This is a genomic window from Mesorhizobium sp. M0590 (assembly GCF_040320905.1).
Lineage (GTDB): Bacteria > Pseudomonadota > Alphaproteobacteria > Rhizobiales > Rhizobiaceae > Mesorhizobium.
Genome location: NZ_JAMYQN010000015.1, coordinates 79787 through 104197 on the forward strand (window position 1 = coordinate 79787; position 24411 = coordinate 104197).

At 63.7% G+C, this 24411-nt stretch carries 23 protein-coding genes and 1 pseudogene; 13 read left to right on the plus strand and 11 right to left on the minus strand.

Translation table 11 applies throughout. The features are described from left to right. Window positions 1–33: 33 nt before the first annotated feature. From NKI52_RS23315 to NKI52_RS23335, 5 genes are all read right to left on the minus strand, one after another. The gene (locus NKI52_RS23315) at window positions 34–402 is read right to left on the minus strand and encodes an endonuclease domain-containing protein (RefSeq protein WP_352457300.1); all 369 of its coding nucleotides are present in this window, start codon (window positions 400–402) and stop codon (window positions 34–36) included. Window positions 403–643: 241 nt separating this feature from the next. Further along, window positions 644–1660: an ABC transporter permease gene (locus NKI52_RS23320; RefSeq protein ID WP_352571364.1), complete on the minus strand. Its 1017-nt coding sequence runs from the start codon at window positions 1658–1660 to the stop codon at window positions 644–646. Continuing rightward, window positions 1657–3225: a sugar ABC transporter ATP-binding protein gene (locus NKI52_RS23325; protein ID WP_502896743.1), complete on the minus strand. Its 1569-nt coding sequence runs from the start codon at window positions 3223–3225 to the stop codon at window positions 1657–1659. The genes NKI52_RS23320 and NKI52_RS23325 overlap by 4 nt, the downstream gene beginning before the upstream one ends. Window positions 3226–3445: 220 nt before the next feature. After that, on the minus strand, window positions 3446–4396 hold the full coding sequence (locus NKI52_RS23330) for a substrate-binding domain-containing protein (protein WP_023675680.1): 951 nt from the start codon (window positions 4394–4396) through the stop codon (window positions 3446–3448). Between the two features lie 227 nt (window positions 4397–4623). Then, the gene (locus tag NKI52_RS23335; protein ID WP_352699799.1) at window positions 4624–5631 is read right to left on the minus strand and encodes an aldo/keto reductase; all 1008 of its coding nucleotides are present in this window, start codon (window positions 5629–5631) and stop codon (window positions 4624–4626) included. Window positions 5632–5815: 184 nt separating this feature from the next. Here NKI52_RS23335 and NKI52_RS23340 point away from each other — a divergent pair, with 184 nt between their 5' ends. Together NKI52_RS23340 and ligD are read left to right on the plus strand one after the other, a co-directional pair. Continuing rightward, window positions 5816–6040: a hypothetical protein gene (locus NKI52_RS23340; protein ID WP_023675682.1), complete on the plus strand. Its 225-nt coding sequence runs from the start codon at window positions 5816–5818 to the stop codon at window positions 6038–6040. A gap of 155 nt (window positions 6041–6195) precedes the next feature. Next, a complete protein-coding gene (gene ligD, locus NKI52_RS23345; protein WP_352699801.1) occupies window positions 6196–8691 on the plus strand; it encodes a DNA ligase D in 2496 nt (831 codons plus the stop codon). 8 nt (window positions 8692–8699) lie between these two features. Here ligD and NKI52_RS23350 read toward each other — a convergent pair whose 3' ends face one another. After that, on the minus strand, window positions 8700–9887 hold the full coding sequence (locus NKI52_RS23350; protein ID WP_352699802.1) for a Fic family protein: 1188 nt from the start codon (window positions 9885–9887) through the stop codon (window positions 8700–8702). A 472-nt stretch (window positions 9888–10359) separates the two neighbouring features. Here NKI52_RS23350 and ku point away from each other — a divergent pair, with 472 nt between their 5' ends. The 5 genes and pseudogenes from ku to NKI52_RS23375 all read left to right on the plus strand — a co-directional run. Then, window positions 10360–11271 (plus strand): non-homologous end joining protein Ku, encoded by a 912-nt coding sequence (gene ku, locus NKI52_RS23355; protein ID WP_352638110.1) that lies wholly within the window; start codon window positions 10360–10362, stop codon window positions 11269–11271. A 59-nt stretch (window positions 11272–11330) separates the two neighbouring features. After that, window positions 11331–12362 (plus strand): tetratricopeptide repeat protein, encoded by a 1032-nt coding sequence (locus NKI52_RS23360; protein ID WP_352699877.1) that lies wholly within the window; start codon window positions 11331–11333, stop codon window positions 12360–12362. A 185-nt stretch (window positions 12363–12547) separates the two neighbouring features. Continuing rightward, the gene (locus tag NKI52_RS23365; protein ID WP_352699803.1) at window positions 12548–13192 is read left to right on the plus strand and encodes an alpha/beta hydrolase family protein; all 645 of its coding nucleotides are present in this window, start codon (window positions 12548–12550) and stop codon (window positions 13190–13192) included. A gap of 9 nt (window positions 13193–13201) precedes the next feature. After that, entirely contained in the window at window positions 13202–13972 is a 771-nt protein-coding gene (locus tag NKI52_RS23370; RefSeq protein WP_352699805.1) for an exodeoxyribonuclease III, read from the plus strand. A 57-nt stretch (window positions 13973–14029) separates the two neighbouring features. Continuing rightward, window positions 14030–14425 (plus strand): annotated as a pseudogene (locus NKI52_RS23375) (LysR substrate-binding domain-containing protein); the annotation flags it as partial. Between the two features lie 257 nt (window positions 14426–14682). On the opposite strand, the gene NKI52_RS23380 reads toward NKI52_RS23375, so the two are convergent. Beyond that, entirely contained in the window at window positions 14683–15234 is a 552-nt protein-coding gene (locus tag NKI52_RS23380) for a DUF4019 domain-containing protein (protein ID WP_352699807.1), read from the minus strand. A 211-nt stretch (window positions 15235–15445) separates the two neighbouring features. On the opposite strand from NKI52_RS23380, the gene NKI52_RS23385 reads away from it, so the two are divergent. Continuing rightward, window positions 15446–15997 carry an isochorismatase family protein gene (locus NKI52_RS23385; RefSeq protein ID WP_352699809.1) on the plus strand — a complete coding sequence of 184 codons (552 nt, stop codon included), beginning with the start codon at window positions 15446–15448 and terminating at the stop codon, window positions 15995–15997. Window positions 15998–16159: 162 nt separating this feature from the next. Beyond that, complete coding sequence (locus NKI52_RS23390; RefSeq protein ID WP_352699811.1) at window positions 16160–17782, plus strand: ABC-F family ATP-binding cassette domain-containing protein; 1623 nt, start codon at window positions 16160–16162, stop codon at window positions 17780–17782. Between the two features lie 61 nt (window positions 17783–17843). Here NKI52_RS23390 and NKI52_RS23395 read toward each other — a convergent pair whose 3' ends face one another. Continuing rightward, window positions 17844–18275: an SAM-dependent methyltransferase gene (locus NKI52_RS23395; RefSeq protein WP_023675692.1), complete on the minus strand. Its 432-nt coding sequence runs from the start codon at window positions 18273–18275 to the stop codon at window positions 17844–17846. Between the two features lie 488 nt (window positions 18276–18763). On the opposite strand from NKI52_RS23395, the gene NKI52_RS23400 reads away from it, so the two are divergent. The 3 genes from NKI52_RS23400 (at window position 18764) to NKI52_RS23410 (ending at window position 21465) form a co-directional block, all read left to right on the plus strand. Then, window positions 18764–19930 carry a KamA family radical SAM protein gene (locus NKI52_RS23400; RefSeq protein ID WP_502896728.1) on the plus strand — a complete coding sequence of 389 codons (1167 nt, stop codon included), beginning with the start codon at window positions 18764–18766 and terminating at the stop codon, window positions 19928–19930. A gap of 150 nt (window positions 19931–20080) precedes the next feature. Continuing rightward, entirely contained in the window at window positions 20081–20332 is a 252-nt protein-coding gene (locus tag NKI52_RS23405) for an exopolysaccharide production repressor protein (RefSeq protein WP_023675695.1), read from the plus strand. Window positions 20333–20661: 329 nt separating this feature from the next. Beyond that, window positions 20662–21465 (plus strand): hypothetical protein, encoded by an 804-nt coding sequence (locus NKI52_RS23410; protein ID WP_352571352.1) that lies wholly within the window; start codon window positions 20662–20664, stop codon window positions 21463–21465. Here NKI52_RS23410 and yghU read toward each other — a convergent pair. Then, window positions 21462–22349, minus strand: a complete 888-nt coding sequence (gene yghU, locus NKI52_RS23415; RefSeq protein ID WP_352699815.1) for a glutathione-dependent disulfide-bond oxidoreductase — start codon at window positions 22347–22349, stop codon at window positions 21462–21464. The two genes, NKI52_RS23410 and yghU, sit on opposite strands and share 4 nt — an antisense overlap. A gap of 249 nt (window positions 22350–22598) precedes the next feature. On the opposite strand from yghU, the gene NKI52_RS23420 reads away from it, so the two are divergent. Further along, window positions 22599–23504 (plus strand): S1C family serine protease, encoded by a 906-nt coding sequence (locus tag NKI52_RS23420; RefSeq protein WP_023675699.1) that lies wholly within the window; start codon window positions 22599–22601, stop codon window positions 23502–23504. Window positions 23505–23519: 15 nt separating this feature from the next. Here NKI52_RS23420 and NKI52_RS23425 read toward each other — a convergent pair whose 3' ends face one another. Beyond that, window positions 23520–24131, minus strand: coding sequence for a hypothetical protein (locus tag NKI52_RS23425; RefSeq protein ID WP_352699817.1), 612 nt, complete (start codon window positions 24129–24131; stop codon window positions 23520–23522). Window positions 24132–24175: 44 nt separating this feature from the next. Continuing rightward, on the minus strand, window positions 24176–24358 hold the full coding sequence (locus tag NKI52_RS23430) for a hypothetical protein (RefSeq protein WP_245274654.1): 183 nt from the start codon (window positions 24356–24358) through the stop codon (window positions 24176–24178). Window positions 24359–24411: the final 53 nt, after the last annotated feature.

Sequence of the window (24411 nt, forward strand, 5' to 3'; positions counted from 1 at the left end):
AGGTGCTGTCCCGCCGACCCTGCACGGCTGAGTTCAGCGCACATCCGCGCCGGCCACCATGACTATGTGCTGGCAGACATTATCGATATCGCGAATGACGTCGTCGTTCCAGAACCGCAGGATAGTCCAGCCCAGCGCTTCAAGCCGTGCGCTTCTGGTAGCGTCCCATATTGAGGCATCGGCCCGGGCATGCTGGGAGCCATCCAGTTCGACAATCAGCTTTTTGTCCGGGCAGGCAAAATCGACAATATGGCCTGCAATTGGCATCTGCCGCCGAAATGCCAGCCCCATGAGTCGATGCGCCCTGACCTCATTCCAGAGCTTCAGCTCGGCATCCGTCATGGCCTTGCGCATCTTGCGCGCATTGCCGCGGCTACGGGGAGGTACGGGATAGTGATTCACTACTTCTATTCCTCAGCGCGAAACTTGCCCATCTTCCCTATGCTGCGCTTGAACACCCCCCTCTGTCCTGCCGGACATCTCCCCCTCAAGGGGGGAGATTGGCAGCTTCGCCGAAAGTTCTCCCTTCTTTAGAGATTGGCGAAAGCTGGAGCGACGTCCAATCTCCCCCTTGAGGGGGAGATGTCCGGCAGGACAGAGGGGGGGTGCTGGCCCGCCGACCTGGATAGGTATGGCACCTGTATCACCGCCTCACCCGCGATTTCAGCCAGCGATCGAAGGCCACCGCGAGGATGAGGATCAGGCCGATGACGATGCTTTGCGTGTAGGACGAGACGTTGTTGAACTGCAGCCCGTTCTGCAAGACGCCGATCAGTCCTGCACCGACCACCGTGCCGCCGACGCTGCCGATGCCGCCGAACAGCGAGGTGCCGCCGATAACGACCGCCGAGATCACCGTCAACTCGTAGCCGATGCCGGCGACGGCTTCGGAGGAGTTGAGCCGCGCCGACAAAACGAAGGCGGCAAGGCCGGCGAAGAAGCCGACGATGATGTAGACCGAGATCAGGATGCGGTCGACACGCAGGCCGGAGAGCCGTGCCGCCTCGGCATTGCCGCCGACGGCATAGACCGCGCGGCCGTAACGTGTGTAGCGCAGCACGATATGGCAAAGGATCGCGGCAATCGCGAAGATGATCGCCGGCACCGGCACCGGGCCGATCAGGCCGGTACCGAACCAGCGCATCGAGGCGTCGAAGCCGGAGATCGGGCCGCCATTGGAAATCGTCAAGGTCAGGCCGCGAAACACGGTGAGGCCGCCGAGCGTGACGACGAAGGGCGGCACTTTCAGCCTGGTGATGGCAAAACCCTGGACGCCGCCGGCCATGGCGCCGACGACGACGGCGGCGAGAAGGGCGGCGAACCAGCCGTAGCCTTGCGTGCCAGACGTCGACAGCGACAGCGTGTTGGCGGTGCCGCCTTTGGCCACCACCGCCGCGACCATGCCGCAGAAGGCGAGCAGCGAGCCGACCGACAGATCGATACCGGCCGTCAGGATGACGAAGGTCATGCCGAGCGCGATCAGCCCGGTGATCGAGATCTGGCGCATGATGTTGAACAGGTTGATCGGGTCGATGAAGCTCGGCTTCAGCACGGTGAAGACGACAATCAGCAACGCCAGGAACATCAGCGGGCCGAAGCTCATCAGCAGGCGCGCAAGATTGACGCCGCCGCGCTGGCTTCGTTCGGTCGTGCTGGTCATTGCGTTGCTTCCTGCTTCTGGTCGAGCGCCATCAGTTCCATCAGTTTCTCCTCGGTCGCCTCGATGCCGGGCATCTCGCCGGTAATGCGCCCGCGCCGCATGGTGACGATCCTGTCCGACACCGCAAGCACTTCGGGCAGCTCGGACGAGATCATCATGATGGCGATGCCGCGTGCCGCGAGCTCTACCAGGATCTGGTGCACCTCCGCCTTGGCGCCGACATCGACACCACGCGTCGGTTCATCGACGATCAGCACCTTGGGATCGCGTGCCAGCCAGCGGGCAAGGATGACCTTCTGCTGGTTGCCACCGGACAGTCCCTCGATCGCCTGCTCGGGCGAGGCCATGCGGATCGACAGCGTCTTCCTGTAGTTCGCCAACGCCTCGCGCTCTCGCCGCTCGGCCATGAAGCCGACATTGGAGTAGCGGTCGAGCGCGGCGATCGAGAAATTGGTGAGGATGGCGAGTGCTGCGAAGATTGCCTGGTGCTTGCGGTCTTCCGGAACCAGCCCGATGCCGAGCTCGATGGCGTCGGCGGGTGAGGCGGGCGCGATCGGCTTGCCGTCGAGCATGATGGTGCCGGCTGCAATGCGGTCGGCGCCGAAGATGGCGCGGGCGAGCTCGGTGCGGCCGGAGCCGACGAGCCCGGCGACGCCGAGGATTTCGCCCGCCTTGAGGTCGAGATCGACGCCTTCGAGCACGATGGCGTGCGGCGCCTGCGGATCGCGCACCGTGCGCAGGCCGCGCACCGAGAGCCGGACGTCGCCGGCGACATCGCGCTGCGTCGGCCTGGCATAGAGCTCGGAAGCGGCACGGCCGACCATCTTCTCGATGATCTTCGGCAACCTGATCGGCCCGCCTTCGCGGTCGAGATGGCCGGCCAGCCTGCCGTCGCGCAGCACCGTCATGCGGTCGCAGATCGCCGATGCCTCCTCTAGCCGGTGGGTGACGAACATGATGGCGACGCCATCCTTGCGCAGCCGGTCCATGATCGACATCAGCCTGTGCACTTCGGTTTCGGTCAGCGCCGAGGTCGGCTCGTCCATGATGATCAAGCGGCTCTTCAGCGATAGCGCGCGGGCGATCTCGACCAGCTGCTGCTCGGCCACCGACAATGCGGAAACCGGCGTCGCCGGGTCGAGGTCGAGACCGACGCGGGCGATGATCGCGCGCGAATCTTGCTCCATTCGCCGCCAACTCACCAGCCCGAACCGGCCGAGCGGCGCGCGGCCGATGAAAATATTCTCCGCCACGGTCAGCGTGGGGATCAGGCTCAGTTCCTGGTAGATGGTGACGATGCCGTGGCGCTTGGCATCCTGCGGATTGTGCGGATTGAATTCGACACCGTCGAAGACGATGCGACCACTGGACGGCGGCATCACGCCGGACAGGATCTTGAGCAGCGTCGATTTGCCGGCGCCGTTCTCGCCGAGCAGGCCGAGTATCTCGCCGGGGCGGACTTCGAGCGAAACGTCGTTCAGCGCGGTGACGCCGGCAAAGCGCTTGGTCACGCCCTCGACGGTGAGCAGGGCGGGAGAGGGCGCGATGGCGGCTGCCTTGGGCAAAGTTTGCTCCTCGATCATTCGGTTGTCACGCAAGGCTGGCGGGGCAGCGCCCCCCTCTGGCCTGCCGGCCATCTCCCCTCAAGTGGGGAGATTGGCAGCTTCATTGGCTTCGCCTCTTCTGCAAGATCGAAAACTAGCGAAAGCCGACGTGACATCCAATCTCCCCCCTTGAGGGGGAGATGGCCGGCAGGCCAGAGGGGGGCTGTCCCGTCGGCTTCGCCTACTTCGTCTCGCCCAGCCTCTCCGCCTTGTCGAGATTGTCCTTGCCGATGACGATCGGCGTCAAAAGCACCAGCTTTTCCTTTGGCTCGGTCTTGTCCCTGGCGTAAGCGACCGCGATCTGCACGGCGGTGCGCGATTGTTCGCCGGGGAATTGCTCGACCGTGCCGGCCAGTTTGCCGTCGCGCACGGCGACCAGCGCTTCGGGAAGCGCGTCGAAGCCATAGATTTTGACGTCGGTGAAGTTGCGCGCCGCGCAGGCTTCAACCGCGCCAAGCGCCATGTCGTCGTTGGCGCAGATGATCGCGTCGGGCTTGCCGTTGGCGGCAAGGCCGGCCTCGGTGACGGACAGCGCCTCGGCGCGGGCGAAGTTGGCGGTCTGCTCGAAGATGATCTGGTACTTGTCCTTCATGGGATCGAGGACGTTGTGCACACCCTTGTTACGGTCGATCGCCGGGCCGGCGCCGGGCTGACCCTGCAGATGGAAGATCTTGGCGCCGTTCGGGAACGCCGCCACCATGGCCTGTGCTTCGGCCTCGCCGCCCTTGACATTGTCGGCGCCGACATGGGCGAGGATGCCTTCGACGCCTTCGACGCGGCGGTCGATGGTGACGACGGGAACGCCGGCCTTGACCGCTTCCTCGATGGCTGGGGCCAGCGCGTTGACGTCGAGCGGCGAGATGACGATGGCGTTGACCTTCTGCACCAGCGCCGCTTCGATATCGGCGGTCTGCTTGGGCGCCGAATTCTGGCCGTCGCTCTCGACCAGGTTGACGCCTTGCGCCTGGGCCTCAGCTTTGATCTGGTTCAGCATGTGCACGAAGAATGGAAAGCCGAGGCTCGGCACCGAACCAAGGATGGTCAGCTTGTCCTGCGCAAAAGCCAGTCGCGGAGCGGCTAGCGCCAAGGCGCCCATCGCCGCCGACGACAGCAGGAATTCACGTCTGTTGATCAATTTAGTCTCCTCCCAGATGAGCGCATGACCCCGAAACCGGAATGGGTTTTCCGGAAGGTTCCTTGCGTCGATTCAAAAATGGAGTGTCCTTTGAGCGCCCAACTCGCTTTGAAGGGACGCACGGCGCTCCAGCCGGTCCACCGCGACGTTCTCCTCCGCTCGGTGCCTGCCGGCGGATGCTAGCCAAGGCCGGAGCTTTGCGCAAGAACGGGGGCAGGCAAGACCTACCGATCGATCATCACCATGGTGCGCTCGCCGTAGCGCGGCCCGGCGACCTTTCCCGGCGCCAGCGCGTCGTCGAGCACTTGCATCTCGGCTGGGTCGAGCCTGATCGAAGCCGCGGCGACGTTCTCCTCGAGGTATTTTCTGCGCTTGGTGCCGGGGATCGGGACGATGTCGATGCCGAAGTCGCTCCCCTTGTGGAGCAGCCAGGCCAGCGCGATCTGACCTGGCTTGACGGGCTTCGCCGCGGCGATGTCGAGTACCGTGGCCGCCGCCCGCATGTTGGCGTCATAGTTGGCGCCCTGGTAGCGCGGATCGCCGCGCCGGTAATCGCCCTCCGGATAGTCTTCGGCGCGCCTGACATCGCCGGTGAGAAAACCGCGGCCGAGCGGCGAGAACGGCACCAGGCCGATGCCGAGCTCTTTCAGCAGCGTAATGATTTCCGGCTCCAGATTGCGCTCCCACAGCGAATATTCGCTCTGCACGGCCGACACCGGATGCACGGCATGCGCCCGGCGGATATTGGCGGCGCCGGCTTCAGAGAGGCCGAAGAAGCGGACCTTGCCCTGAGCGATCAGCTCGCCGACAGCGCCCGCCACATCCTCGATCGGCACCGCCGGATCGACGCGGTGCTGATAGAGGAGGTCGACGTGGTCGGTGGCGAGCCTCCTCAGCGAACCTTCCAAAGCCTCGCGGAGATGTTCGGGCCGGCTGTCGCGCTCGGTGCCGACTTGCTTGCCGTTTTCAATGCGGAAGCCGAATTTCGTCGCGATCGTCACCTCATCGCGCCGGCCCTTCAGCGCGCGGCCGAGCAGTTCCTCGTTGGTGAACGGCCCGTACACTTCCGCGGTGTCGAGGAAGGTGCAGCCGAGTTCGATGGCGCGGTGCAGCGTGGCGGTCGATTCCGCCTCGTCGGCCGGGCCGTAGGACTGGCTCATGCCCATGCAGCCGAGACCGATTGCCGAGACTTGCAGCCCCTGGCTGCCGAGTTTGCGCATCGTCACTGTCATGTGAAGCTCTCCGGACCAGCATCGCGTTCCAAGCCGCCAGGGCAATATAGCGCACCGGCTCGATTTCCACAGAGCGGGAGGCGCCACCGCGCGAGGGCTCAGTGCGGCCGCCAAATTGACAGCCGAGCCGCTCTCGGCCATCCTTAAGGCACGCCGCCTTGCGGCTTGTGCGTGAGTAACCAGCATGGCCAGTTCCGTCGCCAGTCAGAAATCCAAGCGCGCCGCGGTGCGGAACGCGCTCGACCGCCACAAGGTGTACATCACTGCGCAGCGTTTTTCGGCCGGCAGCTACAGCGCGCGCGTGCTGGTCGACGGCGAGGCCTATTGGGTCGACGAATTCCGGCTCAGCCAGCTGCAGCAGGGCCTGTCGCCGGCCGAACTCGAATTGACGCCGGCCACCGACGATTGAGCGGCGTGACCTGCCATCCTTCGTCATCCCAGGGCGGAGCAGGAGCTAAGCGACGTCGCGGAGACCCTGGGATCCATGCCGTGACATTGGAGCGCCGCTGCGATGGGATTTTGATGCCGCGCTCGTTGCTTTTGCCCACCACCCGCGCCTAGTCCATGCCAGCTCCTTCGAAGCTCAAGGCTTATCGCGCCAAGCGCGAGTTCACGAGGACGCCGGAACCAGCCGGCGGTCTGGTTGAGGGCAATCGTTTCGTTGTCCACAAGCATCACGCCACCGCCGACCACTACGATCTGCGCCTGCAGGTCGGCGACGTGCTGAAGAGCTGGGCGGTGCCGCGCGGCCCGTCGCTCAACCCCGCCGACAAACGGCTGGCGGTCGAGACCGAGGACCATCCGCTCGAGTATATCGACTTCGAAGGTGTCATTCCCGAAGGCGAATATGGCGGCGGGCCGATGATCGTCTGGGACACCGGCGTCTGGGCGCCGATGGACGATGTCGAGAAGAGCCTGCGCACCGGTTCCTTCAAGTTCCGCCTCGCCGGCGAAAAGCTGAATGGCGGCTGGATGCTGACGCGGCTGAAACCGAAGCCCGGCGACGATGAGGGCAAGAAGAACTGGCTGCTGTTCAAGGAGCGCGATCTCGCCGCCGACGCCAAGCTCGACATACTGGAAGCCCGGCCGGAAAGCGTCAAATCCGGACGCCGCATCGAGGAGCTGGTGGCAACGCCGAAGCCTGCCGCCAAACCTGCCAGGCCGGTGGTGCTGAAACCCGGCGCTTTGCCGGGCGCCGTCAAGGCGCCGCCGCCTTCCCGGATCGAGCCGCAGCTGACCACGCAGGTTCCGAAGCCGCCGGGCGGCGATGACCCAGCGGCCCGAACGCGCGAAGCCTGGCTGCACGAGATCAAGTTCGACGGCTACCGCACCATGGCGCATGTTTCCGATGGGAAGGTCAGGCTGATCACCCGCGCCGGCCTCGACTGGACGAAGCGCTATGGCGACCTTCCGCTTGCCTTCGCCAGGCTGCCGTGCCGCGAGGCGATCATCGACGGCGAGGTCGTCGCGCTCGACGCCAAGGGCATCAGCCGCTTTGCCCTTTTGCAGGATGCGCTGGCCGAAGGCGCCGGCAACAAGCTCCACTTCTATGCCTTCGACCTTCTCTATCTCGACGGCTGGGACCTGAGGCAAGTGCCGCTCCGCCGGCGCAAGACGCTGCTTTCGCAGCTGCTGTCCGGTCTCGGCGCCAACTCCGCCATCCAGTACAGCGATCACGCCGAGGGCGACGGCCAGGCGCTTTATGACCAGGCATCGGAAATGGGGCTGGAGGGCGTCGTCTCGAAACGTGCTACGGCGGTCTACCAGAGCGGCCGCACCAAGACCTGGACCAAGACCAAGGCGCTTCAGACCGGCGATTTCGTTATCGCCGGCTACACAGTCTCCGATGCGGCCGAGGGGCTGGCCGCACTCGGCCTCGGCGAATTCGAGGATGGCGAATTGCACTATCGCGGCAAGGTCGGCACCGGCTTCGACGCCGCCACCGCCGGCGAGTTGCTGGCGCGGCTGGAGCCGTTGCGCGCCGGGGCATCCGCGCCCGAAGGGGTTCCCCGCGAAATCATGCGCGAGATGAACTGGGTGCGGCCGCTGCTTTCGGCGCATATCCACTACGCCAACCGGACCACCGACAATGCGCTGCGCCATGCCGTGTTCCGCGGCCTGCGCGACGTCGGCCTGTCGACGCCGGTTTCGGCCAAGCGCAAGCGGCTGATCGCCGAGGCCGACCTCGCCACCATCTGGGTGACCAACCCGACGCGACGGCTGTTCGGCAAGACCGGCCCGACCAAGCTCGACATTGCCGTCTATTACGCGCTGGTCGGCGATTTCATGCTGCCGCACATTCTCGGCCGGCCGGTGTCGCTGGTGCGCTGCCCGACCGGCAGGCCGCAGGACTGTTTCTTCCAGCGCCACGCCTTCACCGGCATGCCGTCCTCTGTGGCGACTTTCGAAGCGACCAATTCGGAGGGCGAGACCAAATCCTATCTCTCGGTGGAAGACGCCAAGGGCTATCTGGCGCTGGCGCAGTTCGGTGTCGTCGAGTTCCACACCTGGGGCACCCATCGCACGCGGCTCGACAAGCCGGACCTGATCGTTTTCGACCTCGACCCGGGCGAGGGGATCGCCTGGCGCGAGGTGGTTGAGGCGGCGGTGCACATTAAGGGCGAGCTGGAAGCGCTAGGGCTGGTGCCGTTCGCCAAGACGTCCGGCGGCCACGGCATCCACATATCAGTGCCGGTGACGCAAAAGCAGAACTGGAAGAAATTGCACCAGGCGACCAGCGCCATCTCGACGCATCTTGCCGCCACCGCGCCCGACACTTTCACCACCACCATGGGCAAGGATAACCGCAAGCGGCGTATCTTCATCGATTATCACCGCAATGCGCGCGGCCACACTTCTGCGGCTCCCTATTCGCTGCGCGCCCGCACCAATTTGCCGGCCTCGACGCCGGTGAGCTGGAGCGATCTGGAATCCATCGACGCTCCGCAGGATCTGAATTATTCGTCGCTGCCGGGCCTGCTGGCGACGTCAGGCGATCCCTGGGCCGACATGGAAGATTTCGCCAGGGATTTGCCGCCGGTTGGACCTGAGGCTGGCTGACTGTTGATTCATGTTTCGGGAAACAGCCTCGGGAACAGCGTGTCCAAGGCCTTGGCGGGAAAGCGCAGGGATACCGGCCCTTTGGGCGTCTCGGATTCCAGCAGCCCAAGCGAAATGACATCATTGAAAACCCGCCGCGCGGTCCGCTCGGGCAGTCCGGTAATGCGCGAGATTTCGCCTCGCTCGAATTCGCCGCGTATCAGCGCCTCTTCCAGCAGACGGCTGGCTTCCGGCTTCAACTCGCTGCTTGTAGCGTAGGCGCGAAGACGCTTTGCCAGCGTGGCGAGATCAAAAAGGCCGGACATGAAGGTCACTTGGTCAACACAGACGCGCAGGAACCACAGGGTGAAATCCGCTAGCGCGCGCTGTGAGAGATTGCCTCTGCCGTCGAGATCGCCCTGGCGCGGCATGTCGGCATGATCCATCATGGTCTTGTAGTCTTTGCGACTCTTCAGCCCTCGCGCCAGTCCACGTGAAATCGACCACAATCCATGAGCGGCGATACCTGCCTCATGTGCCATCGCATGGCTCATCAAGCGGCTGACGCGCCCGTTGCCGTCGGGAAATGGATGGATGAAATTGAAGCGATGATGCGCAGCAGGAATGGCGAGTATCCGGCCTGCCTTGCCGAGCTTTGCGAAGCCGTAGCGCGTTTCGAAATAGCACATGAAATCGTCGACGCGGACGCTGGATGGCGGTTGATGCCTGCCGACCGCAACATCGTGCTCAAGTTTCGATCGCCATTCCCCGGGCACCATGAGAAATTCGCGCCCTGCACCCTTGACACGCAGCATGAGTTCCTCGGCATCCCGATAGAATTCCTGATGCAGCCACAGGATGAAGGCGCGGGAAGCCGGATCAGGTAATCGGCCCCGCGCAGCCATCCGGTCGATCTCGGCCTGGAGCCTGACGTGAGTGGCGGCTTCAAGTTGCAGGTTCCGCCGTTCCTCATCCTTGTCGAAATTTCCTGCCAGCGCGCGCTCGATGTCGCGCGGACGCGTGTCATGGCCCTCTATGAGGTTGCTGTAATAGGTATTCATGATGCGCACGAGATCGGCGAGGTTGGCAGCTGTACGGGGATGAAGGCTGCCGCCCAACGTAGCGGACGCCGCCGACAATTCCGCCAGGGCATCCGAGATTTCCTCGGATACTTCCTCCAGACGGGCCGGTTCGATCCGCTGTACGCCTTCTTCCATGGTACGGCTGCCTCCAATTTTTGGCCGATCTTCAGAATTAATAAGTACATAATCATAAATAGTTTTTTTCTAGATTAATAGAAAAATTGGCCGATCATTTGGCCGATTGTCTGCCAGCCGGCCGGCGATCGGTCATGGCCGATCGCAAACGGCGTTATCAGATTGAAACTCCAGCATCAAAGCGGGTCGAGGCACAGGTTTGGCCGATCTTTTGGCCGCTGCACAGAGCCGTCCGGTAGAATGGTGACGGCGGTGCGCCGGTCCGATCTGCAATCCATCGACGCTCCGGAAAATTTGAATTATTCTTCGCCACGGATCCCTTGCCTGCAGGCGGCTCTCAGCGGAGGAAGATTTCGCTAGGGATTTGCCGGTATTGTAAGGGGCAATGTAGGATTTCGGCAGTCCCGTTCGTCCTCCGGACGAATGAACGCTGCGAACAGTTCGACAGCACAAGGCCGCGTAGGAGTATTTCATGGCGCCCAGGGCAAGTTGGAAAGGTTACCTCAAGCTCAGTCTGGTCAGCTGTCCGGTCCGGCTCTATCCGGCGACCAGCGCCAGCGAGCGCATCAGCTTCAACCAGCTGCACAAGAAGACGCACAACCGCATCAACATGAAGCCGGTCGACCCCGAACTCGGGCTGGTCGAGCGTTCAGACCTGGTCAAGGGCTACGAATACGAGGACAAGCAGTACATCATCATCGAGGACTCCGATCTCGATGCGGTACGCATCGAATCCAATCATACGATGAACATAGAGGCCTTTGTCGACGAGCATTCGGTCGACGTCATCTATCAGGACGCGCCCTATTACCTGGCGCCGGACGGCGCAATGGCCGAGGAGACCTTCGCCGTGCTGCGCGAAGCCATGCGCAAATCCGGCAAGCTGGCGATCGCCCGCCTGGTGCTGTCCAGCCGCGAGCGCGTGGTGACGATCGGCGCGCGCGAGAACGGCATGTTCGTCTGCACCTTGAGGAATCCGAACGAAGTGCGTGCCACGGCTGAGTATTTCGGCAATATCCCGGCCGGAAACCCCGATCCCGAAATGCTGCAATTGGCCGAGGCGCTGATCAAGCAGAAGGAAACCACCTTCGAACCGAAGAATTACGAGGACCGCTACGAGATCGCGCTGATGGCGATGATCCGCGAGAAGCTGAAGGGCCATAAGCCGATCATCGCGGCGGCCCCCGAGCGCGGCAATGTCATCAATCTCATGGATGCGCTGAAGGCGAGCCTGTCCCAATCGGCCAAGCCGCCGGCCAAGTCCAAGAGCAAGGCCGATGAGGCGACGAAACCGGCAGCCAAAGCAAAGTCCGCCAAGGGCGGCGCCAAGGAAAACCCGCTCAAGGCCAATCTGCTGCAGGCCGTCGGTAAGAGCAAAGGGTGACGGCGCCCACTGGCACGATCTTCGGCACTATCGGCGCGCTCGCGGCGTTTCCGCTTCGCATGGCGGCGCGCGAGGTCGCGCGCCGGCAGGGCCAATTGCGGCGCGGAGTCACCAGACGGACCACCCATGTGGTATTCGGGCGGACGTTCCTCGCCAAGGCCGATGATGCCGAGATTGAGCGCCGCGTCGTCACCGAGCGCGCGGCCGGGCGCAAGCTGGTCAGCGAGAACGGCTTCCTGCGCCTGCTCGGCCTGATGAAAGCGCCGGAGGCTTCGGCGCTGTCGCGGCAGTCGCTGATCGACCAGTCGCGGCTGACCGGCGAGGATCTCGACCTTTTGTCGCTGTTCGATGCCTTCGAGCATGATTGCGAACCGTATTCCTTTCGCGACCTGATCCTCGCCCGCAAATATGCCGGGCTGGTTGCCGGCGGCGCCTCATGGGGGGCGATTGCGCGCTCGGTGCACCGGTCGGGCCCGGTCGCCTCGCTCACCGCCAAGTCGCTCGCCGTCGGCTCACAGCATGGGCGGGCCGATGCGATCTATCTCGAGGGCGGCCAGAGCGAACTCGACGGCCAGCTGCTGTTCGATCTGGGAACGCAGGATGACGACACGCTGGAAGAGCTGTTCGCCGATGCCGAGGCGGCGGAAGGGGCTGAAGACCACGAGCAGGCGGCGGCGCTCTACCGGCGCTGCCTGGTCATCGACCCAAGCGATGCCATCGCCGCTTTCAACCGCGCCAACTGCCTGCGCGCCGCCGGCCACGCGGCCGAGGCGGCGCACGACTATGCCCGCGCGATAAAGCTCGATCCCGGCTTCGTAGAGGCCTGGTTCAATCTCGCCGGGCTGATGAGCGAAGAGGGGCGGGCGGCGTCGGCGCGCCGGCATTTGCTCAAGGCGATCGCACTCGATCCCAATTATGCCGACGCGGTATTCAACCTTGCGAGGCTGGAGTTCGACGCCGGCAATCTCGCCGAGGCGCGGCGTCGCTGGGTGCGCTACCTCGAACTCGATCCCAACTCCGAATGGGCGCGCACGGCCGCCAAGGGGATACAGTTCGTGGATTTGCAGCTGGCGCGGATGTCGGCGGGGTGAGGTAGTAGCGCCTCCTTCTCCCCTTGTTGTGGGAGAAGGTGGATCGGCGCGCAGCGCCGAGACGGTTGAGGGGTGTTGGAAGAAATGAGGCGTCGGCGTTCCCTGGAACACCCCTCATCCGACCGAGCTTCGCTCGGCCACCTTCTCCCACAAGGGGAGAAGGGGTCACCAGCGTTGGAGTCCCCATGACAACCTTCCTCTTCGACGGCCCCGACACCGCCCCAATCACCATCTTGCTCGCCCATGGCGCAGGCGCTCCTATGGACTCCCCCTCGCTGACAGCCACGGCAAAGGCGCTCGCGGCGGCCGGCTTCCGCCTTGCGCGCTTCGAATTCCACTACATGGCGGCCCGCCGCTATGGCCACCGCAAGCCGCCGCCGCGCGCCGAGACGGTTAACCCGGAATACGTCAAGGCGATCGCCGACCTCCGGGCGAAGGGCGTGAAGGGTCCGCTGATCATCGGCGGCAAGTCGATGGGCGGACGCGTCGCTTCGATGATCGCCGACGAGATGTTTTCAAAGGGCGAGATCTCGGGCCTGCTTTGCCTTGGCTATCCCTTCCATCCGCCGGGCAAACCGACGCAGCTTCGGACAAAGCACCTCGCCGATCTCAAGACGCCGACAGTGATCTTCCAGGGCACGCGCGACGAGTTCGGGACCAAAGACGAGGTCGCGACCTATGCTCTGTCCGACGCAATCGAGATTTTCTGGCTGGAAGACGGCGACCATGATCTGAAGCCGCGCAAAAACATCTCCGGCTTCTCCACCGCCGATCATCTGAAGACGCTCGCTGAAGCAGTGAAAGCGTGGACCGAACGCATCGTGCGCTGAAGCAGGCCGATGAAGATCGCCACCTTCAACGTCAACAACATCAACAGCCGGCTGCCGAACCTGCTCGCATGGCTGGCCGCCGCCAAACCCGACATCGCCTGCCTGCAGGAGCTCAAGGCGAGACAGACGCAGTTTCCGCGCACTGCGCTGGCGGCGGCCGGCTACGGCGCGGTTTGGGTCGGGCAGCCGACCTGGAACGGCGTCGCCATCCTTTCGCGTGGCGCAGAACCCGTTCTGACCCGCGAGGCGCTGCCCGGCGACGATAGCGACCAGCAGGCGCGCTACATCGAAGCTGCGGTCAACGGCATCGTCGTCGCCTGCCTCTACGCGCCGAACGGCAATCCGCAGCCCGGCCCGAAATTCCAGTACAAGCTCAAATGGCACGAAAGGCTGGAGGCGCATGCGGCGCAGTTGCTCGACACCGGCCTGCCGGTGGTGCTGGCCGGCGACTACAACATCGTGCCCGAGCCGCGCGACATTTACCCGACCCGCTCCTATGACGACAACGCGCTGGTCCAGCCGGAAAGCCGCGCATCGTTCCAGCGGCTGCTCGATCAGGGCTGGCTTGACGCGCTGCGCAAGAAGCACCCGAACGAGACGCTCTACACATTCTGGGATTACCGCCGCAACCGCTGGCCGCGCGATGCCGGCCTGCGCCTCGACCATATCTTGCTCAGCAAGAAGCTGTCGCGCCGGCTGGTAGCGGCGGGCATCGACCGCGACGTGCGTGGCGAGACCGGCGCCAGCGACCACGCGCCGGTCTGGGTGGAATTGAAGTGAGGGGGACATTGGCCGTCATTGGCGCTTTCGTCAGGTTGGTCGCGCTGCTTCGCGGGCGAACGCCTCGGCTTGCCGGCAACCCTCGACGATCTCGAAGGCCATCTGATGGTCGGCTTCCGCTCGTCGCGGACCGGCGAGGTCATGCCGCTCGAATTCACCGTCGGCGGCGCGTTGAGTTATGTCAGCCTGCCCAACCGGGTGACGGTCAACGGCTCCGACACGATGGCGGAGCTGGCGCGTCTCGGCTTCGGCCTGGTGCAGGCGCCGCACTACCGCTTCGCCGGTGATTTCGCACGCGGCACGCTTGTCGAAGTGCTGCCGGATTACCCGCCGTCGCCGACACCGCTGTCGGCGCTCTATCCGCAGAACCGCCAGCTGGCGCCACGGGTACGCGTGTTCATCGACTGCGTGACCGGGATTTTTGGCGAGGATGGGACATCGGGCCAGGTGTGATCGTCCGGGCCGCCGGCTACTTTGCGAAGGGCGATCGGACGAGATAAACATCGCGCTTGGGTTTAGTGACAAGCGCACCGCCGGCACCTATGCCGTGATGGGCGGGATTGGGTGAGGACAAAAGCTGCGCTCTCCCCGCGTTCATCATCCTCGGGCCGGCAAACTGTAGGAGTTCACCGACATCGTTGCGCTGATCGAAGCGAGGGAAACCGAAAAGCCGATGGTCGCGGAAGGTACAAAAACGGACCGCCTCACCTTCACGATGGAAAATTCGGACAGTTAGCCGACAACTCGGCCCATGCTCGATCCAATTCGAGTTTCGATTGGGTCTTTTCAATGCTTTTCGCGGTAGCGTTGTCGATGAAGTTGCTTACGACCCGCATGACTCGAAAATTTCCACCTGACGGCCGCTGATAGAGGACAATATAGCCGCAGTAACGATCGATGTTTTCAAACTTCGCCGCTATGTCGACTGCGGCATAGACGCCAGGAAAGGCAGCGTTCTCTGGGTCCTTCAACCACGTGAATTTGAGTAGCCGGCGCTCGCGCACAGCGCCGGCCTGAGAATGAAAATGTTTACTTTGCTCCACGAAGGCGTTCGATGGGATCGAAGCTTTGGCGGTATCAGTTATCATTTCGTATACCCGCCCATACTCTTGGCTATCGAGCGAAAGGAAATAGCGACCAACCGTTTCCGTTGCATCTCGAACCGCGTCCTCCGAGGGCGTCCACTCTTGCGATTGTGCGGGTAGGATCGCGACCAACACCGAAGTCACGATCGCAAGGAAAGCTACGGCTGCATGTGTCATGGTAATTTCTTCGCAGGAGCTTGCCACGAATGCAATCCGGTCACGGCCGATAGCCAGAATTTCGAACTGACCCACATCCCAATGGCGCGCTATGTTAGCGCTGCCGCAAGCGGATTGTCACATATCTCGAACTCCAGCCACTTGCGGTTGCCCGTGCGCGCCATCGCGGCCCTGATCCTTGATCAGCTCCGCCCTCGTGCTATAAAAAACCATGTCAGGGACCAGCCCCGCGGCCACCGCGCCGCTCATCGTGATTGACCTTCAGACCGGCATGTTCGACGGTGTCGCCGAACCGCCGATCCATGATGCCGACGGCATGGTTGCCCGCACCCGCGCGCTGATCGAATGGGCACGGCGCAGCGGGCGCAAGATCGCCTTCATCAGGCATGACGGCCCGCAGGGCGATCCTCTGGCGCCGGGTGAGCCGGGCTGGTCGGTGTGGCCGGCGCTCGGCCAGGCCGAGGACGAGCCGACTTTCGCCAAGCGTGTCGGCGATGCGTTCAGCAATGCCGCCCTTGCAGAATGGGTGGCCGGGCAGGGCGCCGGCGAGGTCGTTCTGATCGGCGCGCAGACCGATTTCTGCGTGGCGGCCACGGTGAAGGGCGCCTTTGCAGCGGGCCTGGGCGTCACCGTGGTTTCCGACGCCCACAGCACGCTCGACGCCGCCAGCGAGACCGCCGCGGAGATCATCGCCCGACACAATGCGGCATTTGCCGCCGCCGGGGTCAAACTGGCGACGACAAAAGCCCTGACCGATAGCTGATCCGCCGGCTCATCCCTACGCCGTCAAAGCCTGATCCAGCCGGGAAGCAACTGGCGGGTTCAGACAATTTGGCGCGGGGCGCCTCATCAATTGCGGGCTTCCGCAAGCGCGGCCTATCGCGTATTGGCGCGGGAACTCTCCTTTGGCCTTCCCCGGAAAACCATGATTCGTCTCGAAAATATCAGCAAGCAGAACGGCAGGCAGATTGTCTTCATCGAAGCCTCCGCCGCGTTGCAGAAGGGCGAGAAGGTCGGGCTGGCCGGGCCTAACGGCGCGGGCAAGACGACGCTGTTTCGCATGATCAACGGCGAGGAGCAGCCCGACGAGGGCCAGGTCTCCGTCGATCGCGGCGTCACCATCGGCTATTTCAGCCAGGATGTCGGCGACATGGAGGGCCGCAGTGCGGTGGCCGAAGTGATGGACGGCGCCGGGCCGGTGAGCGAAGTGGCGGCCGAGATGCGCGAGCTCGAGCACGCCATGGGCGACCCCGATCGCGCCGGTGAAATGGACGAGATCATCGTCCGTTACGGCGAGGCACAGCACCGCTTCGAGGAGCTCGACGGCTACGCGCTGGACGGGCGCGCCCGCGAGGTGCTCGACGGGCTCGGCTTCAGCCAGGAGATGATGGACGGCGACGTCGGCAAACTGTCCGGCGGCTGGAAAATGCGCGTGGCACTGGCCAGGATCCTTTTGATGCGGCCCGACGCCATGCTGCTCGACGAGCCGAGCAACCATCTCGACCTCGAAAGCCTGATCTGGCTGGAGCAGTTCCTGAAGAACTATGACGGCGCGCTGCTGATGACCTCGCACGACCGCGAGTTCATGAACCGCATCGTCAACAAGGTGGTCGAGATCGACGGCGGTTCGCTGACCGCCTACTCCGGCAACTACGAATTCTACCAGCAGCAGCGGGCGATTGCCGACCGGCAGCAGCAGGCGCAGTTCGAGCGCCAGCAGGCGATGCTGGCCAAGGAGATCGCCTTCATCGAGCGCTTCAAGGCGCGGGCTTCACATGCCGCCCAGGTACAGAGCCGGGTGAAGAAGCTGGACAAGATCGACCGGGTCGAGCCGCCCAAGCGCCGCCAGAAGGTATCGTTCGACTTCCAGCCGGCGCCGCGCTGCGGCGAGGACGTGGTGACGCTGAAGAACGTGCACAAGGGCTATGGCAGCCGCTCGATCTACGAGGGATTGGATTTTCAGGTGCGCCGCCGCGAGCGCTGGTGCATCATGGGCGTCAACGGCGCCGGCAAGTCGACGCTGCTGAAGCTGGTCGCTGGCGCTTCCGAGCCGGACAATGGCACGGTGGCGCGCGGGCCCAGCGTCAAGATGGGCTATTTCGCCCAGCACGCCATGGAAGTGCTGGAGGGCGAGCGCACCGTGTTCCAGACGCTGGAAGATGCATTTCCGCAGGCCGGCCAGGCGCCGCTCAGGGCGCTGGCCGGCTGCTTCGGCTTTTCCGGCGACGAGATCGAGAAGAAATGCCGCGTGCTGTCGGGCGGCGAGAAGGCGCGGCTGGTGATGGCGCTGATGCTGTTCGATCCGCCCAATTTGCTGGTGCTGGACGAGCCGACCAACCACCTCGACATCGCCACCAAGGAGATGCTGATCACGGCACTGTCGCAGTACGAGGGAACCATGCTGTTCGTCTCGCACGACCGCCATTTCCTGGCGGCGCTGTCGAACCGGGTGCTGGAACTGACGCCCGAGGGCATCCACACCTATGGCGGCGGCTATACCGAATATGTCGAGCGCACCGGGCAGGAGGCGCCGGGGTTGCGGAGCTGAGGCCGGCTCTGCCGCTCACGGTCACGTAGACGCTCGGTTCCGGAGGCCAAGCACGAGGTGCTCAGCCATGTATCGCAATTTCGCGCAGCGGATCGCCGCCGTCGATGAACAGCCGGCCTTGCGCGGTCAACGCCGCCTTGAGCCGTCGCAGGGCAATTTTTCCTGCTTCGGGATGACGCCCGTCCAGCGCGCCGACGCGCACCGCAACGGCAATGTCGAAGTGCTTCTCATCGGCCTCCAACTCGAAATCCTCGATGGCGATCTGGCGAAGGCTCAGCCGGCCTGCCGCAATCTCGGCGCGCGAGGCGGCCCCGGCCTGCGCGATGGCCTTGGCCGAGCGGTCGATCGCCAGCACGTGCCCACCGCCGATCCGGCGCGCGATCTCGCGCGCTGCAGCACCCGGTCCGCAGCCGATCTCCAGCACTCGCATGCCCTGCCGCAAGGGCAGCGCATTGACGATCTCCAAAAGCCTTGGCGACAAGTCGTTCGCCATACGCTCTTCTCCAGCTTTTTCGCAATCCGAGATTAGCGACCGCGGCCGGCGACGGGAAGGCCGAGAGACGCGGGCATCGCCGATGTGTTCAGCTGGTATGTTCAGTTGGGTGCTGCTTGAGGGGGATGATCGACATCGAAGAGGTCGACGATCCGGTCTCGACCGCGGGCGACCGGGCGAACCCGAGCGGCCCGGCGTCGTTGACCTGAGGGGTAGGGAGGGAACTGGCGCCGAGCCTAACCGGTTGGGGGGTAGATCACCGGCCGTTTATGTGTATACGCTCAAGCTAATATAAGAGCAAGCTAATGTTTTGCGTCAGCGATGTTGGACGATTGTTCTGATCAGTGGCCGGTTGTGGCTTCCTGCCGCGCCCTCCAACCCGGCCAAACACCGCTTATTGCCTTCAAGTCCTGGCTCCAATGCTGTACCCCGGCCCGAAATTCAAGGAGCCTGCGATGACCTCACATCCCGACATCCCCGACGCCAGCATGGCGGTCGATGCGGCCGGCGTGGCAGCCGATGACCGGCGCGCTCGCGAGGCGGATGCCGCATGGCGGGACGATGTTCGCGAGGGCGTGCGGCATGTAGGCGATCTGGATTCGCTGCCGCTGTCGCCAGCCGAGCGGGCGGCGGCCGAAGCCGCGGCCACGCGCCACAAGGTTCGCATTCCCAAGGCCTATCTCGACCTGATCGACTGGAACGACCCCGCCGATCCGATACGGCTTCAGGTCATCCCGTCGCCCGACGAACTGGCAGAGCAGGAGGGCGAACTCGACGATCCGATCGCCGACCACGCCTTCAGTCCCGTGCCTAGATTGACGCATCGACATGCCGACCGGGTTCTGTTGTTCCCGACCTATCAATGCGCGGTCTATTGCCGGTTCTGCTTTCGCAAGGAGCAGCTGACGTCGATCGGCCGCGGCTATACGCGCGAAGCTCTCGACGAAGCCTTCGCCTATATCGCGGCCCATCCGGAAATCCGCGAGGTGATCCTGACCGGCGGCGACCCGCTATCGCTGCCGGACAGGGCGCTGGCGGAAATCCGCGCCCGTGTCGAGGCGATCCAGCATGTGCGGCTGTTGCGCATCCACACTCGCGTACCCGTCGCGCTGCCGTCGCGCGTCACCGGCGGGTTGATGCAAGCCTTGCAGGGCCGGCTGATGGTCACTGTCGTCACCCATTTCAACCATCCACGCGAAATCACGGAGGCGACCGAGCGGGCCTGCCGCACGTTGCGGCAGGGCGGCTTCGTGCTGCTGAACCAGAGCGTTCTGCTGAAAGGCGTGAACGATACGGTCGAGGTGCTGGAAGAGCTGTGCCGCGAGCTGATGTATCGCCTTGGCGTCAAACCCTATTACCTGCACCACGGCGATCTCGTGCGCGGCATGGCGCACCGGCGCACCACGATCGCCGAGGGCCAGGCGCTGGTCAGCGCCTTGCGTGCGCGCCTGTCGGGCATCTGCAATCCCGTCTACGTGCTGGACCTGCCGGACGGCGGAGGGAAAGTCCCGCTCGGCCCGTCCCATCTTGAGGCACGGGAAGGGGAGACGTGGCGAATACGTGGGCTTGATGGGGCGGTGAGGGGGTATGGAGAGCTGGTTGGGGAGGAGGGGACGCGCAGCCGCCGTCCAAGCCAGCCCACCTTGGTGACCTGACATGCAGCCCTTGATCACGGAAGCATGCGTTAACTGCTGTTCTATTTGGTGCTTGCGCAATTGCTAAAATGGTGGAAATGTTGGTGCGGGGTAATGGGTTAGGGGAGTTCGTCCCGGCTGTAGCGAGTTCCGGGGCGGCGCAGAAAAATCATGAACTTTCCACAGTTCCTGGTGGGGCTGACCACCACATCGTCCATCGTGGCGATCTCGACTTACCTTGCGACGGGTTCAATCTGGAAGACGCTGGCCTGGACGATCTTGACCTTGATCGTCATGCAGGTTGGATATTTCCTGTTCGTCGTCCGGTTGATCTACGGATCCGGGGCGAAAAGCGCGGAGGCAAAGCCGCGGCGTCTGAGGGCTGTGCCGCCGAACCGTCGAGGTCGCGTTCAGCTTATGTAGTAATGTCCCATATAGATATCATGGTCTAGACAGGACATGTTCGGTTCTGGGAATGTGCATTGGACGTTCCGCTAGTTTAGTCAACTAATATATATCGCCCAACTCATATCGTCGTTTTTGGGCTAGCGGGAAAACCTGCCTGCTGCTTGTAGGACGGTGCCTAAGGCCACATTTTACAACCGGCTGGCAAGCTGCCTTTTGTTGATGCCAGCTTAAATCCGGCTGGTGTTTTCGATGGGCCATTGAGGCTATAAAGCCGTTCAACCGGGCGGCATCGAGATGCATTTCGGCCGGTCGAGAGGGTTGTGGTGATCGACGGAACGCCAAACGTGATCTTGCTGATCGGTAGCGCCCCCGATGTGGTGCGCTCCGCCGCCTGGCCCAAGCAGGCCTTCGGCAAGATCGTCGCCATCAACAACGCCTGGCGCGTGCGCCCCGACTGGGATTTCCTCGTCCATGCCGGCGATTTCCCGGCGGAGCGGATGCCGCAAGGCGGTCCCCTGCAGCAGGCGCAGATCTTCAGCGCCTCGCATTACGTGCCGGCGCAAAACAGCTTTGGCGGCTTCGTCTATGCCGGCGGCACCATGTCGATGACGGCGGCCTACTGGACGATCCACAGTCAGAAGCCGGACGTGCTGGCATTCCTTGGCTGCGACATGATCTACGACCAGCCCGGCAACACGCATTTTTACGGCGTCGGCCGCGCCGATCCGCTGCGCAACGACGTCACCCTGCGCAACCTCGAGGCGAAGTCGGCCCGCCTGCTCATCCATGCGCTTCGGCGCGGCTGCCTGTGCGTCAACCTATCCGACCTGCCGCGCAGCCGGCTGATCTTCCCGCGGCTGACGCTCGATGAACTCGGCGCGCTTTCTTCCTCGCAGCTTTCGGAAATGAAGGCCGAGATGCTTGCCGGCCTGCGGCTCGATCAGGCGGAGGAGGCCGACAGGATCGAGAAGGAACTCGGCTATCTCTTCGAGGACGGCATGTACTGGAAGCACCTCGACAAACTCGACGAGAAATTCCTGGCCAACATCGACCGGCTGTGGATGGCGGCGGTGAAGGCGAGCTTGAGCAGTCGGCCGAAGCTGCCGATCTCCCCTACAAGGCGGGAGATCGGCGCGTCGTCCGCTTAGCTTTTGGCCGCCGCGAGCTTGTCTTGCGTCTTGGTCTCGAAATCGCTGGCGTCATGGCGCTCGTGCAGCTGCATCGAAGGCTCGCCGAAGGTGCGGTTGACCATGCGGCCGCGCTTGACCGCCGGCCGCGCGTCGATGGCGTCGGCCCAGCGTTGCACGTTCTTGTATTGCTCCACCTGCAGGAACTCGCCGGAATCGTCATACATACGGCCCTTGGCCAGCCCGCCATACCAGGGCCACACCGCAATGTCGGCAATCGTATAGTCGCTGCCGCCTAAATACTCGCTTTCGGCGAGGCGTCGGTCGAGCACGTCCATCTGCCGCTTGGTTTCCATGGCGAAGCGGTCGATGGCATATTCGATCTTCGTCGGCGCATAGGCGTAGAAATGGCCGAAGCCGCCACCGAGATAGGGCGCCGAGCCCATCTGCCAGAACAGCCATGACAGGGTCTCGGCGCGAGCCGGCCGCTCCGTCGGCAGGAATTCGCCGAATTTTTCGGCGAGGTAGAGCAGGATCGATCCGGATTCGAAGATGCGGACCGGCTTTTTCCCACTGCGATCCATCATGGCCGGGATCTTCGAGTTGGGGTTGACCTCGACGAAGCCGCTGCCGAACTGGTCGCCGTCGTTGATCCTGATAAGCCAGGCGTCGTACTCGGCGCCGCTGTGGCCGAGCGCCAGAAGTTCCTCCAGCATGATCGTCACCTTGACGCCGTTCGGTGTCGCCAGCGAATAAAGCTGCAGCGGATGCTTGCCGACCGGCAGTTGCTTGTCATGTGTCGGGCCGGCGATCGGCCGGTTGATGCTGGCGAAAGCGCCGCCATTTGCCTTGTTCCAGGTCCAGACTTTTGGCGGCGTGTATTGGTCCGTTGCGTAGTCGTTCATTTGGGAGGCCTTTGGAAGGGTTGGGTTGGGAGGATATCAGATATCAACGTGGGCAATGGCGGAGGAACTTTGCATAGGGCAGCTTGGGATAGCCGTAGGTACAGATAGGGCTGCCGGCGCTGTTGCAAAACCCCGGCGCGAACGGCGCGGCGCCGGTCCACGCCAAAGCCGGCGCCGCCTCTTGCGCCTGATCACCTGCGCCATACCTATAGCCCATATCAGCCTGCGAACATTGCCAGGAACCAAAGCATGAATATCGAACCCCTTTTGCGATCCATTGTGGCCGTCCGCGCCACCGTGCCAGAGGACGCCTTCACGGCAAATACACTTGGCACCCGCCGCGAGGGCAGTGGCGTGGTCATCCGCGGCGACGGGCTGGTACTCACCATCGGCTATCTCATCACTGAGGCCGAGGAGGTCTGGCTGGCCGACCAGGACGGGCGCGTGGTTCCCGCCCATGCGCTCGCCTACGACCAGGAGTCGGGCTTCGGCCTGGTGCAGGCGCTGGCGCCGCTCGGGCTGCCCGCCATTGCGCTCGGCGATGCGTCCAGGGCCAAGATCGGCGATCCCGTCGTGCTCGCCGACGGCGTCGGCCGCTCCGTGCGGGCGCGGATCGTCACCAAGCAGGAATTCGCCGGCTATTGGGAATATCTGCTCGACGAGGCGATCTTCACGGCGCCGGCTCACCCCTCATGGGGCGGCGCCGGCCTCATCGGCGCGGATGGCAGGCTGCTCGGCATCGGTTCGCTGCGCCTGCAGATGAGCCGCAACGGCGAGGTCGCCGACATCAACATGGTGGTGCCGATCGATCTTCTGCCGCCCATCCTCGACGATCTGCTGACGCGCGGGCAGGTCGCCAGGCCGCCGCGGCCGTGGCTCGGCGCCTTCTCGGCCGAGAGCGACGGCAAGGTCGTGGTGATGAGCGTCGCCGAGGGCGGTCCAGCCGCCCAGGCGGGCCTTCGCCAAGGCGATGTCATCTCGGATGTCCGCGACACGGCGGTCGATGGGCTTGCCGATTTTTATCGCAAGCTTTGGAAGAGCGGCCCGGCGGGTGCCGAGATCCCGCTCCGGGTGCTGCGCGATGGCCGCGAAACCTGGCTGCGCGTCAAGTCCGCCGATCGCAACAGCCTGCTGTGGAAGCCGCCGCTGCAGTGAGGCAACCGAAACCTCTCACTCTCCGCAAACGCTGAAGCCAGTGCCCGGGGTCCACTCCGCGAATGGGATGACCTTGCCTTCGACCGATACGGTCGCTTGCCTGGTGGTGCCGTCCGCCAGCTTCTTGCTGCTTTTGCCCTTGCCGGTCAGCACATTGTAGTCGCAGTCGCCGGCAACATTGTCGTCCATGTAATCCCAATACTCGTAGGCAAAACCGGCGACGACGAACGTGCCGTTGCGCCAGGCGAGCGTCAGCGTCTTGTTGGTCCGCTCGCTGCCGATCTCCATCGCCGGAATATAGAGCTTGATCGAACCGTTGGGGAGCGTAGTGAGTTCGGGCTCGGTGTCGGATGTGGCGGGGCCCGGCCGGTCGTAATCCTTCCATTCCCCGTCAATCTGATCATGCACGATCCCGGCAGGTTTTAGAAAATCGCCATTGCGATCTTTGAGGAAAAAATACAGGTCCATGGGAGAGCCGGGCTCGGTCTCGACGATCATCGCCAGATCGGCGGCGCCGTCGCCGTTCCAGTCGCCGGTCGCCGCCGTGATGATCTTCTGGGTCTCGATCGGCTCCGCCAGGGCGGCGGCCGGCAGCAGCAGGACCAGACCGAATATTGTCGATCGCATGTAAAATCCTCTTAGCCTGGGCAGGCCTGAGACGCACGCGCTTCTCAGGAGGCCCGGCTCTGCCGCGTCTCGGAACGGCTCGTCTCGTTGAGCAGCCGGCAGAGCGAAACCGCTTCACGACGGCTCAGGCCGATCAGCGCGATTTCCGAAAATTGCGCCGGCAGATCGTGAACGATGTCCCACACCATCCAACGGCCGTTCGGCTCCATGACACATTCGTAGCGCAATAATTGTTCCTGCATCCGACCCCCGGCTTTGCTCACCGGACTGGTACAGCGTC

What these genes read in the sequence shown, in the direction of transcription:
- NKI52_RS23380 (WP_352699807.1), bottom strand. Translation starts at nt 15,234, where the DNA reads ATGACACATGCAGCCGTAGCTTTCCTTGCGATCGTGACTTCGGTGTTG.
- NKI52_RS23425 (WP_352699817.1), bottom strand. Translation starts at nt 24,131, where the DNA reads ATGCGATCGACAATATTCGGTCTGGTCCTGCTGCTGCCGGCCGCCGCC.
- NKI52_RS23350 (WP_352699802.1), bottom strand. Translation starts at nt 9,887, where the DNA reads ATGGAAGAAGGCGTACAGCGGATCGAACCGGCCCGTCTGGAGGAAGTA.
- NKI52_RS23340 (WP_023675682.1), top strand. Translation starts at nt 5,816, where the DNA reads ATGGCCAGTTCCGTCGCCAGTCAGAAATCCAAGCGCGCCGCGGTGCGG.
- yghU (WP_352699815.1), bottom strand. Translation starts at nt 22,349, where the DNA reads ATGAACGACTACGCAACGGACCAATACACGCCGCCAAAAGTCTGGACC.
- NKI52_RS23335 (WP_352699799.1), bottom strand. Translation starts at nt 5,631, where the DNA reads ATGACAGTGACGATGCGCAAACTCGGCAGCCAGGGGCTGCAAGTCTCG.
- NKI52_RS23370 (WP_352699805.1), top strand. Translation starts at nt 13,202, where the DNA reads ATGAAGATCGCCACCTTCAACGTCAACAACATCAACAGCCGGCTGCCG.
- NKI52_RS23320 (WP_352571364.1), bottom strand. Translation starts at nt 1,660, where the DNA reads ATGACCAGCACGACCGAACGAAGCCAGCGCGGCGGCGTCAATCTTGCG.
- NKI52_RS23405 (WP_023675695.1), top strand. Translation starts at nt 20,081, where the DNA reads ATGAACTTTCCACAGTTCCTGGTGGGGCTGACCACCACATCGTCCATC.
- NKI52_RS23385 (WP_352699809.1), top strand. Translation starts at nt 15,446, where the DNA reads ATGTCAGGGACCAGCCCCGCGGCCACCGCGCCGCTCATCGTGATTGAC.
- ku (WP_352638110.1), top strand. Translation starts at nt 10,360, where the DNA reads ATGGCGCCCAGGGCAAGTTGGAAAGGTTACCTCAAGCTCAGTCTGGTC.
- NKI52_RS23420 (WP_023675699.1), top strand. Translation starts at nt 22,599, where the DNA reads ATGAATATCGAACCCCTTTTGCGATCCATTGTGGCCGTCCGCGCCACC.
- NKI52_RS23365 (WP_352699803.1), top strand. Translation starts at nt 12,548, where the DNA reads ATGACAACCTTCCTCTTCGACGGCCCCGACACCGCCCCAATCACCATC.
- NKI52_RS23400 (WP_502896728.1), top strand. Translation starts at nt 18,764, where the DNA reads ATGGCGGTCGATGCGGCCGGCGTGGCAGCCGATGACCGGCGCGCTCGC.
- NKI52_RS23390 (WP_352699811.1), top strand. Translation starts at nt 16,160, where the DNA reads ATGATTCGTCTCGAAAATATCAGCAAGCAGAACGGCAGGCAGATTGTC.
- ligD (WP_352699801.1), top strand. Translation starts at nt 6,196, where the DNA reads ATGCCAGCTCCTTCGAAGCTCAAGGCTTATCGCGCCAAGCGCGAGTTC.
- NKI52_RS23360 (WP_352699877.1), top strand. Translation starts at nt 11,331, where the DNA reads ATGGCGGCGCGCGAGGTCGCGCGCCGGCAGGGCCAATTGCGGCGCGGA.
- NKI52_RS23395 (WP_023675692.1), bottom strand. Translation starts at nt 18,275, where the DNA reads ATGGCGAACGACTTGTCGCCAAGGCTTTTGGAGATCGTCAATGCGCTG.